This window comes from Acinetobacter sp. YH12144, assembly GCF_013418345.1.
Classification (GTDB): domain Bacteria; phylum Pseudomonadota; class Gammaproteobacteria; order Pseudomonadales; family Moraxellaceae; genus Acinetobacter; species Acinetobacter amyesii.
Map to the genome: position 1 here is coordinate 39,016 of NZ_VPCD01000006.1, position 16,339 is coordinate 55,354.

Genomic DNA, 16,339 nt, shown 5'->3' on the forward strand with positions numbered 1-16,339 from the left:
CAAAGTATTGCAAAAACATTTTTGATTAAAAACAACCCTGTCTCATACACTTGCGGATGACCTTACCGCGTATCATTCTTTTATTTGAATCAAATTGTGCTTTTGATGTTACTGCGTCAAATCAGATAGGAATACAATAAAAAAGAGGGACATTGCCCTCTTTAATTATTTTAAAACACCCTGCAAATACATCGCGTTTTAAAAATAATCCTTTAGATCACTTCAACCACAATCTTACCCACATGCTCGCCTGTATCCATGGCTGCATGTGCTTCTTGAATTTGGTCAAACTTAAATGTTTTGTAAATCATTGGCAGGCATTCACCTTTAGACCATAACGGAACAACATTTTCCTGAATGCCTTTGGCAATCTCTGCTTTTTCTGCAGTATTACGCGCACGCATGGTTGAGCCTGTAATGGTCAAACGCTTCATCATGATTTGACCCAGTTTCACCTCTTTGGCCTTTGCACCACCTAAAAATGCGATATAGACCAAACGACCATCACGACGTAATAGATTGAGGTTCTGCGCCAAATACGGTGCGCCAACAATATCTAAAATGACATCTACACCTTGCTCATTGGTCGCTTCATTAATCACTTGCTCAAAGTCTTGAGTCTTGTAGTTAATCGCATGCGTGATATCAGAGATCGCTGCCACTTTTTCATCTGAACCGACTGTTGCAAAGGTTTTCATGCCCAACGCATTACACAGCATGATTGCCGTAGTTCCAATACCACTGGTTCCACCATGAATCAGCACCGTTTCACCTGCTTTGGCTTTGCCCATTTGGAATACATTCGCCCAAACGGTAAAGAATGTTTCAGGAATCGCTGCAGCTTGAGTAAAGCTGACGCCTTCAGGAATCGCAATGGTTTGGCTTTCAGGCACCACGCAATATTCTGCATAACCGCCACCATTGGTTAAACCGCAAACCTTATCGCCCACCTTAAACAAAGTAACATCCGCACCGACAGCAACTACTTCGCCTGCAACCTCTAAACCCGGTACTGGCGTTACGCCTTTCGGCATTGGGTATAAACCTTGACGCTGCAAGATGTCTGGACGGTTGATGCCAAAGGCATGCACTTTTACCAACACTTCATCTGCTTTCGCTTCTGGGATGGCAACGCTTTCATAGGCCAGTTTATCGACACCACCCGGTTCAGTAATAATGACCTGCTGCATGCTTTGCTGTGACATTGTTTTTCCTTTTCAATTATTGACTATTCATCTATCTCTGCACTATTTGAACATAGAAATGCCGCAGAATGAATAAACATGGACTTATGTATAATCTGTACTGTATTTCGTAAATGAATAATAGGGCAAGCATGTCTCAGATCTTTGAATACAATGAAGATAACGCCAGCGACTATGAATGGTTTGATGGTTTTGCCGTGATTCGTTTCTATGCAGACTGGTGCGCGCCCTGTGTACAGAACTTCCCAGTATTTGAGCAGTGCGCAAGTCAAATGTCAGCGCAGCATACACGGCTTAAATTTGGCAAAGTGAATATTGATTCCTCACCGATACTGACATTGCGTTATAACGTTTATGGACTACCCTCTACCTTGCTGTTTTATCGCGGGAAAGTGATTCAACGTATTGCAGGTGTCAAATCACTGACTGAATTAACAGCCATCATTCAAGATGCGATGCAGTCACACTCAACTCATGACTAAATAGATGTACCTTTTATTTGGATGCAGGCTCATTTGGTAGGCGTACAAACTTCATTAGCGTATTACGCACCAATGGCAACACGATCAAAATGAGCGGAAAGGCCATCATCCACGACATGCTCCATGCGCGCAGCCAAATGCCAAGAAAGCCTTCAACTAAGCCTTTATTCATCAGCATGTTAAAGCAAGAAATTGAGCCACTCATAATACCGGACAGAATTAGGGGCATCAGCCAAGTCATGTGTTTGGGATGAAATTTTGGGAGTTGATTCATCTGTAAATACCTATTATTCGTCTTGGGCTGCGTTCTGGGCTTTTACGGTTTGTTTCAGTGTTTTCATAAACTGACCAAAATGCGGCATGAAATCTTTAAATAAAGGAAGGTCTTTATTTTCCAGCAAGGTTTCACCAAACAGTTTCAGCCCCACGGCAAAGGCTTTGGTTTTTTCATCATCTAATAACTGCGCTTTAGTCAAATGCTCTAGCACCTTAAACATGTCATCATGGTTGTAAGCATTAAACTGCAAAGCTTCGGTATAGGTCGATGGATTGCCCTGTGCATCGGCAATGTGTTTGAGCGTGATTTCATATTGATGCTGCTTCATTGTGTTACCTCCATACGGCTGATTTCGACGGCCGCCTGATCGATTTTTTCTGCAATGGCATAGACCTGTTCAGGTGTCAGTTCACAGTGCTGAATTTTGATACGCAATGATGCTTTTAGGTTTTCCATCGCACGTTTGATATCAACGTATTGTTCGTTGTTATGAATCTGCTTACGGGTATCAAAACGACACAGAATTTTCTCTACTGTGGCCTTTTCTGCACCTAAGTGCTGTAGGCCTAACTGCGTAACGTTGTATTGTTTACGGTCTTCTGCATTCAGTTCTGCATGGATGTATTGCTGTTCTTCGAGGTAATTCAGCGTTGGGTAAATTGTACCTGTGCTTGGACTGTAACCGCCGCCGACGATTGCGCCGACATCTTTGATAATGTCATAGCTGAACTTAGGCGCTTGGGATATGAGATGCAGCACCAATAGTTTCATGTGCCCTGCTTCAAACAGGCGTTTGCGGGTTTTGACTGGACTATCGCTACTGTCGAGAAGGTCTGAATTTGACATCGCAAAGATACACCTTAAGATTATTTAAGATATATCTTAACATAAATTTATTATTTGTCATGTTTTATTTAAGATATTAAAAAAAGCCACTGTGAAATGGCTTATATATAATTTTGGTTTCATTACCTTATCAGCTACATACGCTATCTACATACGCTTCCCCCATAGTCCCGGGTATAGCATCTTGCATCTGAACATATGAATTAGTATTGCTATAATTTGGAATTACCTTACCAGTCTTTTTATAGCCTACTATAGATTTTAAACCAAGAGTGTTAGCTGAACAATTTATCCACATTAATTGCATTGTATAATCTCCAACAGACAAACCATCCTGAGATATATCATTCACAACAGTTTTTCTCACCCAAACCTTTTTATTACTTGTATAAGGATATTCTGCGACTTGGCTAATCGAGTTTATATTATATTCATAAAAAAATTCACGATCAGAGTCATAACCTATTCGTTGCCATTGATCATTAGCAAAAACTAAAGAAGATGCACACATAGATATAAGTACACAAAATATTCTTAACATAAAATCCCCCAAATTAATAATACATAACGCAAAAAAGCATTTTATAGCTTAATAAATTCTTTTACCATCCGATCACTCACATCTTCAGGATAGCAAAGTGGCATATATCCACCTGCGCGATTATATGCACTGCGCTTACCACACCGACTACCATTACTTGCAGTATTGTAAGGACAAGGACAATTACCAGGATAATTCTCAATTGATTGCTGAATAATCTTCTGCTTAATTTTTTCAGTACTTTGACTATCCTGTTTTGCATCAACACTAAAAGTTAATACACATAACCCCATTAAAAATAATATTTTTTTCATAAACACCCCTCTATAAGAGCATTTTATAGAGAAAATATTTATGTGAACCATCACACATAATCCAAGTGTTTTATTTATCAGCAATTATATTCAAGACAATAAAAAACCCGCTTCTCAGCGGGTCTTTTTTAAATCAATTCAATCTATTACAGACGAACCAATTCCACAATTTTCTCAGCAACTTCTTCAGCAGTCTCCACTGTATAAGTCACATCAGTACCTTCAGCACTATCAGTAATCACAACCACACCAGTTTCACGTACAAGCGCAACTTGCTCTACAGTTAAACCTGCTTTCGCAATCGCAACCACACCTTGTTGAATCAACAAGCTTTCAATCGCTTGCGCATTTTCAAGGGCTTTAGCAGTTACAGTTACCGCAGCAGGTTTTTGACCTAAACGTGCAGCACGCGCTTCAGCAGTAACAGGCTCGTTGTGTGCAGTCCATTCCACTGCAGACTCAACCATACCCGCACCAACAGTCACGTTGCTTAAACGGTCAATAAATATAAATGAACCTGTGTAACGGCTGTCTTTATAACGGTCAAATACCACTGGCGCATCAAACTCAATCGTTACATCTGCAATCGCATTCAGTTCAAGCTGTTCAACTTCCGTTTTTTCCAATGTGTTTACATTGGTACGGTAGTTAATTTTCGCAACTTTCGCAGGAATAGTTTGTGTACCAAACTTCACATTATACGGTTTGCCAACTACTAAAGGCGCATCCGTCATCCATACCACAGAGGCACGTGCAGAACGTGAAATTAGAGGCTGTTCGCCCGCTTTTACCAACACGTTACCGCGTGAAATATCAATTTCATCATTCAGTGTTAAAGTCACCGCTTGACCTGCAACAGCATGGTCTAAGTTACCGTCAAAAGTTACAATTTCTTTAACCGTAGACGACTTACCAGATGGTAATGCAGTAATGGTATCGCCAACTTTCACTTCACCAAGTGCAATCGTACCGCAGAAGCCACGGAAATCGAGGTTCGGACGGTTGACATATTGAACTGGGAAACGGAATTCGTGCTTGCTCGTATCATGCGAAATTTCAACAGTTTCCAAAGTCTCCATTAAAGTCTGACCTTGGTACCACGGCGTATTTGGCGATTTGTTTACAACGTTATCACCATTCAACGCAGAAATAGGCGTGAAGATAATGTTCGCAGGTTTACGGTCGCCCAATTGGTTTACGAACTCGTTGTACTCTGCTTGAATTTCATTGAAGCGCGCTTCAGAGAATTCAACCAAGTCCATCTTGTTCACAGCAACCACAATATTACGAATACCCAAAAGACTCGCAATAAATGAGTGACGACGAGTTTGCGTTTGAACGCCATAACGCGCATCAATCAAGATGATCGCTAAATCGGCAGTCGACGCACCAGTTGCCATGTTACGTGTGTACTGCTCATGCCCCGGGGTGTCAGCAATAATGAACTTACGTTTTTCAGTAGAGAAATAACGGTAAGCCACGTCAATGGTAATACCTTGTTCACGCTCTGCTTGTAGACCATCGACAAGTAAAGCCAAGTCAGGCGCATCACCCGTTGTACCTACTTTTTTAGAGTCACGAGTCACAGCTTGTAATTGATCTTCATAAATCAATTTTGAATCGTAAAGCAAACGACCAATTAAAGTCGATTTACCATCATCCACGTTACCGCAAGTGAGGAAACGTAGAAGGTCTTTATTTTCGTGTTGTTTTAAATACGCCAAGATGTCTTGGCTAATTAAATCTGATTGATGAGACATTGCTCAAAGCTCCACATATTCTTTTGAAATCGGTTTCTGAATCTTTTTAATCCCTCTAAATCTCCCTTTAAGAAAGGGAGACTTGGCTCCGTTCTTTCTCGGGAGTTCCCCCTCTTTCGTAAAGAGGGTGAGCAGCACTGCTGCGCAAGGGAGATTATGAGATTCTTAGAAGTAACCTTCCTGCTTTTTCTTTTCCATCGAACCTGCTTCGTCATGGTCGATCATACGACCTTGACGTTCAGATGTGGTGGCTAAAAGCATCTCTTGGATAATTTCCGGTAAAGTTGTTGCAGTTGATTCAACCGCACCTGTAAGTGGGTAACAACCTAAAGTACGGAAACGCACCGATTTCATTTGTGGCACTTCACCTTCGTTTAAACGCATACGCTCATCATCAACCATGATCAGTGTACCGTTACGCTCAACCACTGGACGTTCAGCAGCCAAGTACAAAGGAACCAATTTAATATTTTCGAGGTAGATGTATTGCCAAATATCCAACTCAGTCCAGTTAGACAATGGGAACACACGAATACTTTCGCCTTTGTTCACTTTACCATTGTAAAGATTCCAAAGTTCAGGACGTTGGTTTTTAGGGTCCCAACGGTGTTTAGTATCACGGAATGAGTAAACACGCTCTTTGGCACGAGATTTCTCTTCGTCACGGCGCGCACCACCGAAAGCCGCATCAAACTGATATTTATCAAGTGCTTGTTTTAAGCCTTGAGTTTTCATAATGTCAGTATATTTTGAGCTACCGTAATCGAACGGATTCACGCCTGCGTCTTTACCTTCTTTGTTTTGATGCACGATCAAATCAAAGCCATGCTCTTTTGCCATGTTGTCACGGAAAGTAATCATGTCTTTAAATTTCCAACCCGTGTCTACATGCAGTAGTGGGAATGGAAGTTTGGCAGGATAGAATGCTTTTAAAGCAAGATGCAGCATGACCGCTGAATCTTTACCGATTGAATACAGCATGACTGGGTTTTCGAACTCAGCAGCAACTTCACGGATGATATGAATACTCTCAGCTTCAAGCTGTTTAAGATGAGTAAGTCTTTCCTCATTTAATGACATGGACAACACCAGCTTAGAATATGTGTACTTATTACACTTTTAAAGATATATATACATTATAGTGATTAAGCTTTCATAACGATTGCTTGTTTTGTGATATTGATATTCTTATTCGTCATATACAAATTGTCTGATACTGCTTATCAATTTTAATTAATTTAATACAATAGACTTATCAATTTCATTATTATTCTAGTCCGAGATCCTTAAGTTTACGCAATTTTTTATCAATTAACTAATCGCTAAATCCTCTAAACAATCAGTATTCAAACTCGCTCAAACTACCTAAAGTAGCTATATCGCTCTCCAATAGTTATTGATATGCCATATAGTCACTATACGCTTGAAACCTTAAAGTCGCTGATTGAAGCCGCAGGTCTTGCTGGCTATATTTATCAGCATTCTTCACACATCCTCGTGCTCCAAGAAGCCTTAAATGATGACGGCAGCCCGCTGAATAACTTTATCCAACATGAGCTGAGTGCAGACCAAATTGGCCTTCAGTTCGGCCTACGACTTTTGGACAATAAACTCGAATTTTTGATTGGGGTGACTCACAGCAACCAAGATCGCGGCTACGAAATTGGCGCTGGCAATTTAAAGGCCGATCAACGCGCATTTAATCTGCTCTATGCTTTTTATAATTTTCCCAAAGCATTTCACTTAATCCATTTCCCGCTCGCAGCCAATAGCACCCAGTTAGAAGAAGAGATCGAAAAGCAATTGTTTCAACTTGAAAGCATGGGCTTTTTAGACACTGCGATTAAAACCAATCCGATGGGCGAACAAGTGAAGTGGATGAAAACCTTTATTGTTCAAGCGGCTTTAGATATGAAAGTACGCATTCAAACTTCATTGTTATAAAAACGGTTAAAGCCACCTAAAAATAGCTCTATTGAACACCAGTTCAAATCTCCATATGACATCAAAAGTCACGGTAAAGCTCTCAGCACTGCCGTGACGCTTATAAATTTACATTTCCTAACATTGTTTTCTGTGCCTTTTAACAAGCCATTTCTCTCCCTTGAGCACGACCACTTATATATCTGCAATTAGACTGAAAATTTGATTGATCACAATGACTTAAATCTTAAATGGGTAAAGCAGAAATACTATTAACTTTAGATTTAGATAATCCTGACTTAATTGATCAACTATTTTTAAAGAAAAACTTAGTAATAGCTCACATAAAAGCCGACTTTTTGTTAATCTGATCTGTAATTTTTTTACACAATTTCGACAGATAATGTTATTTTATTTACTGAAAAAAATTCGGCCAGAATTATTTTTTTTGATTTTTTATAAGCATAAATATAGAGATAAATATAATGTGGGAATTGTTTACTCACCCGTCTAATATCGTGTTTAGCATCAGTCTCTGCTTAATGTTCTTGTTTGGACTTTTTGAGATTGTGTTAACAATTTTAGGGGGTGGTTCTCAAGGCTTCTTAGATCAATTCCTACCTGAGGATGTTGGTCATAATGCAGAGCTAGGTGTAGATGCCGATGCAGGTATCGTGACACGTGTGCTCGATTGGTTGTATTTGGGTCGTATTCCACTGTTTGTATGGCTCATCATTTTCTTATGTGTCTATAGTTTGTTGGGCTTTGCTATTCAAGCCATCGTTAACCAAATGACCAGTATGATGTTCAGTGCATGGATTATTGCACCAGCCTGTATTTTTCTGTGCATGCCCTTCGTACGTTTTAGCGCAATGCTCATTGCCCGTATTTTACCGCAAGATGAAACAACCGCCATTTATAGTGATGAATTGATCGGTAGAACGGCCACGATCATTTTGGGTGATGCACGACCACAGTCTCCTGCTCAAGCCAAAGTCAAAGATCAACACGGATTGACCCATTATATTTTGGTTGAACCTGAACAAGATGAAATTTTCAGCCAAGGTCAATCAGTGGTTTTAACCCAAAAAACAAATGTAGGCTTTCAAGCCACCATGCTCTAAATTTTGAATGAATTGATGCTCGATCAGTTCTTTTAACACCATATAAATACATTTAACGCGTCATACGTTCAGCAAATCTCGAAGTCATGATGAGTCAACAAAATACTGATTTTTAAACCAAACTTGTTAGCACTTTAGAGGGTTAACTTGAACTACAACAAAAGAGATAAACGTCCATGTTAGACATTATTCCAAGCGGTATCCTTGTTTCAGTCGGGATAATTTTTGCCGCACTTATTTTTATTGGTTTTATTATTGCTCGACTTTATCGTCGCTCAAGTAAAGAAATTTCATTTGTGCGTACAGGCTTCGGCGGTGAAAAAGTGATTTTAGGTGGCGGTGCTATTGTGCTTCCGGTGCTGCATGAAATTATCCCTGTCAATATGAACACCCTACGTCTTGAAGTTCGCCGTGCAGATGACCAAGCGCTGATTACACGTGACCGTATGCGTGTCGACGTGATGGCGGAGTTCTATGTCCGTGTGAAACCAACCGCAGATTCGATTGCTACAGCAGCACAAACGTTAGGTCAAAAGACCATGTCACCAAATGAGCTTAAAAATTTGGTCGAAGGTAAATTCGTTGACTCTCTACGTGCAGTTGCCGCAGAAATGGCGATGGAAGAATTGCATGAAAAACGTGTCGACTTCGTTCAAAAAGTTCAGCAAGTGGTGTCTGAAGATTTACATAAAAACGGTTTGGAACTTGAAACCGTTTCATTAACTGGCTTAGACCAAACAGGCTTTAAATACTTCAACCCACAAAATGCGTTCGATGCTGAAGGTTTAACTAAACTGACAGAAACCATTGAAGACCGTCGTCGTAAACGTAATGCGATTGAGCAAGATGCAGATCTTGCAATCAAGACCAAGAACTTAGAAGCAGAACAAGCACGTCTACAAATTTTGCGTGAAGAAGAATATGCAAAACTGCAACAAGAACGTGAAATTTCAGTTCGTCGTGCAGAACAGCTTGCAGAAATTGCATCACAAGAAGCTTCGAAAAAACGTGAAGCCGAAGAAGCGCGTATTGCTGCTGAACGTGAAGTTGACTTAAAGCGTATTACTGCTGCACGTGACGTTGAAAATCAAAATATTCAAAAGTCACAAATTATTCAGCAAGCCCAAGTGGAACAAAAGAAAACCATTGAGTTGGCTGAGCAAGACCGTGCCATTGCTATTGCAGAAAAATCTCGTGCTGAATCTGAAGCTAAAGCGCATGCCGATCAAGCCCGTGCTCAAGCGGTAAAAGCCGAAGAAGAAGTCATTACCGTTCGTCAAATCCAACAAGCTGAACGTCAAAAAGCTGTTGAATTGGTCTCTGCGAAAGAAAAAGCGGAGAAAGATGCGATTGCCATTACTGTCGCGGCAGAAGCAGGTAAACAAGCAGCAGCAGATGATGCAGAAGCTATCCGTATTGCAGCTGAAGCCGAAGCTGAAAAAGTTCGCTTAAAAGCCAAAGGTGAAGCTGACGCAAAAGTTCTCTTGGCTCAGGCGATGGAAAAACAATACCAAGTTGATGCTGAAGGTACACGTGCAGTGAACGAAGCAAACAACGTATTGTCATCTGAACAGGTTGAAATGCAAATTCGTTTAGCGATGCTGAAATACTTACCTGAAATCATTCGCGAAAGTGTTAAACCAATGGAAAACATTGATGACATTAAGATTTTGCAAGTGAATGGCCTAAATGGTGGTCATGCAGGTTCTTGCCAAGGTGATGCTCACCACGAAGGCAGCGGTAATGTTGCCTTGTCAGACCAAGTGGTGAATAGTGCCCTACGCTACCGCAGCCAGGCCCCACTGATTGATAGCTTGATGAGTGAGCTTGGTATCCAAGGTGGCGATATTAACGGTTTAACTCAGAGCTTAAAAACCAGCAAAAACTAAGTTTTTGATTGAGATAGGGCTCCATCAAATCTCTTTATTCAGAAGTGATTGCTTGAGCAACACATTCTAAATGAATTAAAAAAGCAGTGTCCGCACTGCTTTTTTTATGGCTTAGATACTTGTACTTATGGGCATACAATCTCCCAAAGAAATGAACAACATTTTCTGTCTTATCAGAGCGCTTTTAATGGTTTCTGACATTTATATTTCGCATCACAGCCTGATGTTAAATCAATGAACAAATGGCGTATTTCATAAAAATACTCATTTAGAAGCTATAGAGCAAACAGCATAAAATTATGAAACAAAATATTTAAAATCAATTAATTGATATATCCTTCTCATCTTACAGAATAAGATATTTACTTCTATATATTCAGCTCGATAACATTTTGTTCTATCTATTGTTTTTATAAAACTTGGAAATTGCTTATTAAATTGAAAATAGGGCCTAACAAGGTTTTTGCACTTCAAACCATCAACTAAAAAATAATAGCTGACTATAGATGTATATGCTCATGTAGATTTTCTTAAAAAAATTTCATCACTGAGATAGCAAATTTCACCAATTTTAAAGCTCCCCCTTCTCATATTCCTGATCTACCATCCTTTGTATAAGGCTTGAGAAAATTACAAATAAAATAATTTCTATTGAAAATATTAAGCTTCATCCAAGTAAAAAAGCTCTTTGATGATAAAGATCCATTAAAAATCTCAATTAAATTAGTTATTTTCCCTAAAATCAATATACTGCACGCTATACGAAATTATTTTTAAAAATCATAAACCTATGACCATCCCCGCAATCATCACATATTCGGATTATTATGTGTTCTTTACATTTCATAGTTATTGAACAACCAATATTCCATCCGTTTATGCAGCGTCACTGCACCCCAAAGCAGAACACATAGCCATGCCCTTATGGCTTTTGCATAGCGGCTGAAATACGCTTTTTTTTGCGTAAAAAAAAAGAGAATCCGAAGATTCTCTTTTGATGTTTAAGTATGGCGATTAAACCAAACCTTTGCCTTTCAGCACTTCGTACATGGTCGAACCTAATTCAGCAGGACTACGGGTATAAGCCATACCCGCTTTTTCAAAGGCAGCGAATTTCTCTTCAGCTGTGCCTTTACCGCCCGAAATGATTGCCCCTGCATGCCCCATACGTTTACCTTTAGGTGCAGTTACACCCGCGATATAACCAACAACAGGCTTTGTAACATTCGACTGGATATATTCAGCTGCTTCTTCTTCTGCTGTACCACCAATCTCACCAATCATGATGATCGCTTCAGTTTGCGGGTCGTCTTGGAACAGCTTTAAGCAATCAATTTGGTTCATACCCGGAATAGGGTCACCACCGATCCCAATACAGGTAGACTGACCTAGTCCCAGCTTGGTGGTTTGCGCTACAGCTTCATAGGTTAACGTCCCTGAACGCGAGATAATGCCGATTTTACCTGGTTGATGAATATGCCCCGGCATAATACCGATCTTACATTCACCTGGGGTAATAATCCCTGGACAGTTCGGACCAATTAGACGTGCATTATTACCATAGGTTTCTAGGTAACGTTTAGCTTTTAGCATATCGAGTGTAGGCACACCTTCCGTAATCACAACGATCAGCTCAACACCTGAATCAATCGATTCAATAATTGAATCTAGGACAAATGGTGCCGGTACATAAATCGAGGTTGCCGTTGCACCCGTTTCACGTACCGCTTCTTTCATGGTATTGAATACGGGCAGATTCAAATGTTGTGTACCGCCTTTACCCGGCGTCACACCACCGACCACTTTTGTGCCGTAAGCAATAGATTGTTCTGAATGAAATGTGCCGTTTTTACCGGTAAAACCTTGTACCAATACTTTAGTGTCTTTATTAACTAATACGCTCATGATCTCTACTCCCTTAGCCTTTTACCGCAGCAACAATTTTTTCTGCAGCATCAGCCAAGCCATTTGCAGAAATCAATTTCAAACCTGATTCATCAAGTAATTTTGCACCCAACTCTGCATTGTTCCCTTCTAAACGAACAACCACAGGTACAGTCACATTTACTTCTTGAACCGCTGCAATAATTGCTTCAGCAATCATGTCACAACGTACAATCCCACCAAAAATGTTGATTAATACACCTTGTACAGAACTATCCGCCAAAATGATTTTAAAGGCTTCAATTACGCGTTCTTTGGTCGCGCCACCGCCTACATCTAGGAAGTTTGCAGGTTGACCACCATAGAGTTTAATGATGTCCATGGTTGCCATCGCTAGGCCAGCACCATTGACCATACAACCAATATTGCCTTCTAAGGCAACATAGTTCAAATCAAACTCAGAGGCTTTCAGCTCACGCTCATTTTCTTGCGTTTTATCGCGTAGTGCTGCGATTTCTGGTAAGCGATATAAAGCATTTGAGTCGATACCAATTTTTGCATCCACACATAAAATCTCGCCATTTTCACGTACGGATAACGGGTTAATTTCAAATAAGGCAAAGTCATTTTCAATGAATGCTTGATACGCAGCAGACATGATTTTGACAAATTGATTCACTTGACCATCTTTTAGGTTTAAAGCAAATGCCACTTCACGCGCTTGAAATGGTAATAAACCTACTAGAGGATCTACTTCAACTTTAATAATTTTTTCAGGGGTTTCTTCTGCAACTTTTTCAATTTCCACACCACCTTCAGTCGATGCCATAAAGGTCACACGGCGGCTAGAACGGTCAACGACAGCACCTAGGTACAATTCACGCTCTACTGGATAAACATCTTCAGATACTAAAATACCGCTGACGGGCTGCCCTAATGCATCTGTTTGATAAGTGACTAAGCGTGAACCGACCATTTGATTCACATAATCAGTGGCTTCTTGCGCAGATTTTACCACTTTCACGCCGCCTGCTTTACCGCGGCCCCCAGCATGGACTTGCGCTTTGAGTACTGCAAATTTACCGCCCAGCTGCTCAAAAGCTTTGACTGCTTCTTCTGCAGTGGTTACAAATACGCCTTCTTGAACAGGCATACCATATTTTTTTAATAACGCTTTAGCTTGATATTCGTGTAGATTCATTGAACAACCTTTTACTCTTTTTTCGCTTTGTTATGACCCATTAAAGCCCAGACGTCCGTCAAAGCAGCTTTAACCTTTTTAAATCTTAAAATATTTCTTATCTTTATTTTTAGATGATTATTCAAATTAAAACAACCATCTGAAACAAAAAAGAGCGGCCTAAGCCGCTCTTTTTACATCTTATTTACGTTTACGCTGAATCGCGTGAATTGCACGCCCATCGACTGCAAGTGCAGCTTCGTGAACGACTTCAGAGAATGTCGGGTGACCGAAAGTCATTAACTGTAGGTCTTCAACACTTGATACGAACTCAAGTGCGATCATGCCTTGGTGTACGATGTCAGACGCAGCAGGTCCAATCACGTGCATACCGAGTAGACGATCAGTCTTCGCATCAGCAACAAACTTAACAAAGCCTGCGTTTTCACCAGCAGCCATTGCACGACCATTTGCAGCGAAACCAAATTGACCTGTTTTAACTTCGTGGCCTTTTTCTTTCGCTTGCTCTTCTGTTAAACCAACCCACGCCGCTTCTGGGTGTGTGTAAATTACAGAGATAATAGTGTCATAGTTCACTTGAGCTGCATGACCGTGGATACGCTCAACAGCCATTACGCCTTCTTCCATTGCTTTATGTGCAAGCATTGGACCACGTACCAAGTCACCAATTGCGTATACACCTTCAACTGAAGTTGCACACCAATCGTTTACTTCAACTAGACCGCGCTCAGTGAGTTTAATGCCTGAATCTTCAGCCAATAAACCTTCTGCATATGCTTTACGGCCCACACAAACGATCAATTTATCGAAAGTTTGAGTTTTGTCTTCGCCACCTTGCGTATACTTAACAGTAACTTCACGGCCATTGACTTCTGTACCAGCAACTTTAGCGCCAACACGGATATCAAGGCCTTGTTTAGTCAATACTTTTTGGTAGTCTTTTGCCAAAGCTTTATCAGCCATTGGCAAGAATGCATCCATTGCTTCAAATACAACAACTTCAGCACCTAGACGACGCCAAACAGAACCAAGCTCTAGACCAATGACACCCGCACCGATTACGCCAAGACGTTTAGGCACTTCTGGGAACTCAAGCGCACCAGTAGAGTCAACAATAATGTCTTGGTCTACAGGAGCAACAGGAATATTTACCGGCACAGAACCCGATGCAAGGATTACATATTTAGGTTCTAAAATTTGAGTTTCACCTTCGTGAGATACAAACTCAACTTTCTTACCTGCAAGTAATTTACCTGTACCTTTTAACCATTCGATACCGTTGCCTTTAAGTAGGCCATCAATACCCATCGTCAATTGGTTAACAATTTTGTCTTTACGATCAAGTAGTTTTGCAAGATCAAATTTCACTTCACCAGTCGTAATACCGTGGTCATCTAAGTGATGAACGGTATCTTCATAACGGTGAGATGAATCAAGTAATGCTTTAGATGGGATACAACCCACGTTTAAGCAAGTACCACCTAAAGATGGTTTACCTTTATGAATACGTTTTTCAATACAAGCTACTTTAAAGCCTAATTGAGCAGCGCGGATAGCAGCTTCATAACCACCAGGACCGCCACCAATAACAACTAAATCAAATTGAGACATGTGTATCTCCAAAAATGGGCTTAGAGGATCGCTCTAAGCCCATTGCATTATTCTGAAGTATTAAAGATCAAGGATTAGCTTAGCTGGCTCTTCTAACAATTCTTTGATTGTTACAAGGAAGCCTACTGCTTCTTTACCATCGATTAGACGGTGGTCATAAGAAAGCGCTAAGTACATCATTGGCAAGATTTCGACTTGACCATTTACAGCCATAGGACGTTCTTGGATTTTATGCATACCCAAAATCGCAGTTTGTGGCGTATTTAAGATCGGTGTAGAAAGCAATGAACCGAAAGTACCACCATTAGTAATAGTGAATGTACCGCCAGTCATATCTTCGATACCCAATTTACCATCACGCGCTTTACCAGCGTATGCACGGATACCGTTTTCAACTTCAGCATAGTTCATGCGGTCAGTATCACGAAGTACTGGAACCACTAGACCACGGTCGCTTGATACAGCAACACCGATGTCGTAGAAACCGTGGTAAACGATGTCATTGCCATCAATCGAAGCGTTTACAGCTGGGTAGCGTTTAAGTGCTTCAGTTGCCGCTTTAACGAAGAATGACATGAAGCCAAGACGTGCACCATGACGCTTTTCAAAAGCATCTTTGTATTGTGCACGCATTTCCATGATTGGTTTCATGTTTACTTCGTTGAACGTAGTCAACATTGCTGTTTCTTGAGTTGCAGCAAGTAGACGTTCAGCAACACGCTTACGAAGACGAGTCATAGGAACACGTTTTTCGATACGTTCACCAACAGCAACGCTTAATGGCGCAGCAGCAGGAGCAGCTGGTTTAGCTTGGTGGTTTGCAACATCTTCTTTAGTGATGCGACCGCCACGGCCAGTGCCAGCAACGTCAGCTGCAGCAATACCAGACTCAGTCAATGCTTTACGCACTGCAGGAGCTTGATCAGCAACAGGTTGAGCACGTTCAACAACAGGAGCAGCACCCGCTTGAGTTTGCGCAGCAGCTTGTTCTACTTTCTCTTCTGATTGAACAGCTTGAGTTTGAGCAGCGCCAGAAGCAGCACCTTCTTCAAAAGTCGCAATCACTTCGTTCGATAAAACTGTATCGCCTTCGTTTTTAACAATTGCAGAAATCGTACCGTCAGCAGGAGCTACAACTTCTAAAACAACTTTATCTGTTTCAATATCACAAATCACTTCGTCACGTGATACTGCTTCACCTGGTTGTTTGTGCCAAGTTGCAACTGTACCGTCAGCAACTGACTCTGGGAATACCGGTGCTTTAATTTCGGTTGCCATTATT

16 protein-coding genes are annotated in these 16,339 nt (G+C 40.8%); 4 read left to right on the top strand and 12 right to left on the bottom strand.

Features of this window, described 5'->3' with window-relative positions; genetic code table 11:
- Window positions 1-212 precede the first annotated feature (212 nt).
- A complete protein-coding gene (locus FTU79_RS05300; RefSeq protein ID WP_180049110.1) occupies window positions 213-1,205 on the bottom strand; it encodes an NAD(P)H-quinone oxidoreductase in 993 nt (330 codons plus the stop codon).
- Between the two features lie 131 nt (window positions 1,206-1,336).
- Between FTU79_RS05300 and FTU79_RS05305 the strand changes: the two genes are divergently transcribed.
- On the top strand, window positions 1,337-1,687 hold the full coding sequence (locus tag FTU79_RS05305) for a co-chaperone YbbN (RefSeq protein WP_180049112.1): 351 nt from the start codon (window positions 1,337-1,339) through the stop codon (window positions 1,685-1,687).
- Window positions 1,688-1,700: 13 nt separating this feature from the next.
- Here FTU79_RS05305 and FTU79_RS05310 read toward each other — a convergent pair whose 3' ends face one another.
- From FTU79_RS05310 to cysD, 7 genes are all read right to left on the bottom strand, one after another.
- Complete coding sequence (locus FTU79_RS05310; RefSeq protein WP_180026651.1) at window positions 1,701-1,961, bottom strand: DUF2798 domain-containing protein; 261 nt, start codon at window positions 1,959-1,961, stop codon at window positions 1,701-1,703.
- A 13-nt stretch (window positions 1,962-1,974) separates the two neighbouring features.
- Window positions 1,975-2,292 (bottom strand): DUF3861 domain-containing protein, encoded by a 318-nt coding sequence (locus tag FTU79_RS05315; protein WP_180049114.1) that lies wholly within the window; start codon window positions 2,290-2,292, stop codon window positions 1,975-1,977.
- Window positions 2,289-2,810 (bottom strand): PadR family transcriptional regulator, encoded by a 522-nt coding sequence (locus FTU79_RS05320; protein WP_180049116.1) that lies wholly within the window; start codon window positions 2,808-2,810, stop codon window positions 2,289-2,291. Before FTU79_RS05320 ends, FTU79_RS05315 begins: the two co-directional genes overlap by 4 nt.
- Window positions 2,811-2,940: 130 nt before the next feature.
- The gene (locus FTU79_RS05325) at window positions 2,941-3,351 is read right to left on the bottom strand and encodes a surface-adhesin E family protein (RefSeq protein ID WP_180049118.1); all 411 of its coding nucleotides are present in this window, start codon (window positions 3,349-3,351) and stop codon (window positions 2,941-2,943) included.
- Between the two features lie 41 nt (window positions 3,352-3,392).
- On the bottom strand, window positions 3,393-3,665 hold the full coding sequence (locus FTU79_RS05330) for a hypothetical protein (RefSeq protein WP_180049120.1): 273 nt from the start codon (window positions 3,663-3,665) through the stop codon (window positions 3,393-3,395).
- Window positions 3,666-3,811: 146 nt separating this feature from the next.
- Complete coding sequence (gene cysN, locus FTU79_RS05335) at window positions 3,812-5,425, bottom strand: sulfate adenylyltransferase subunit CysN (RefSeq protein WP_180049122.1); 1,614 nt, start codon at window positions 5,423-5,425, stop codon at window positions 3,812-3,814.
- 165 nt (window positions 5,426-5,590) lie between these two features.
- Window positions 5,591-6,505, bottom strand: coding sequence for a sulfate adenylyltransferase subunit CysD (cysD, locus tag FTU79_RS05340; protein ID WP_078189893.1), 915 nt, complete (start codon window positions 6,503-6,505; stop codon window positions 5,591-5,593).
- A gap of 321 nt (window positions 6,506-6,826) precedes the next feature.
- Here cysD and FTU79_RS05345 point away from each other — a divergent pair, with 321 nt between their 5' ends.
- The 3 genes from FTU79_RS05345 (at window position 6,827) to FTU79_RS05355 (ending at window position 10,361) form a co-directional block, all read left to right on the top strand.
- Window positions 6,827-7,369 carry a hypothetical protein gene (locus tag FTU79_RS05345; RefSeq protein WP_180049124.1) on the top strand — a complete coding sequence of 181 codons (543 nt, stop codon included), beginning with the start codon at window positions 6,827-6,829 and terminating at the stop codon, window positions 7,367-7,369.
- A gap of 464 nt (window positions 7,370-7,833) precedes the next feature.
- On the top strand, window positions 7,834-8,472 hold the full coding sequence (locus FTU79_RS05350) for a YqiJ family protein (protein WP_180007473.1): 639 nt from the start codon (window positions 7,834-7,836) through the stop codon (window positions 8,470-8,472).
- A gap of 176 nt (window positions 8,473-8,648) precedes the next feature.
- A complete protein-coding gene (locus FTU79_RS05355; protein WP_180011015.1) occupies window positions 8,649-10,361 on the top strand; it encodes a flotillin family protein in 1,713 nt (570 codons plus the stop codon).
- Between the two features lie 1,014 nt (window positions 10,362-11,375).
- Here FTU79_RS05355 and sucD read toward each other — a convergent pair.
- The 4 genes from sucD to odhB all read right to left on the bottom strand — a co-directional run bounded on the left by sucD (window position 11,376) and on the right by odhB (window position 16,335).
- Window positions 11,376-12,266: a succinate--CoA ligase subunit alpha gene (gene sucD, locus FTU79_RS05360; RefSeq protein ID WP_168379215.1), complete on the bottom strand. Its 891-nt coding sequence runs from the start codon at window positions 12,264-12,266 to the stop codon at window positions 11,376-11,378.
- 13 nt (window positions 12,267-12,279) lie between these two features.
- Window positions 12,280-13,446, bottom strand: a complete 1,167-nt coding sequence (gene sucC / locus FTU79_RS05365) for an ADP-forming succinate--CoA ligase subunit beta (RefSeq protein WP_078192988.1) — start codon at window positions 13,444-13,446, stop codon at window positions 12,280-12,282.
- Between the two features lie 180 nt (window positions 13,447-13,626).
- Window positions 13,627-15,057: a dihydrolipoyl dehydrogenase gene (gene lpdA / locus FTU79_RS05370; protein ID WP_078192989.1), complete on the bottom strand. Its 1,431-nt coding sequence runs from the start codon at window positions 15,055-15,057 to the stop codon at window positions 13,627-13,629.
- Between the two features lie 60 nt (window positions 15,058-15,117).
- Window positions 15,118-16,335, bottom strand: a complete 1,218-nt coding sequence (gene odhB, locus FTU79_RS05375; protein WP_078192990.1) for a 2-oxoglutarate dehydrogenase complex dihydrolipoyllysine-residue succinyltransferase — start codon at window positions 16,333-16,335, stop codon at window positions 15,118-15,120.
- Between the last annotated feature and the right edge of the window lie 4 nt (window positions 16,336-16,339).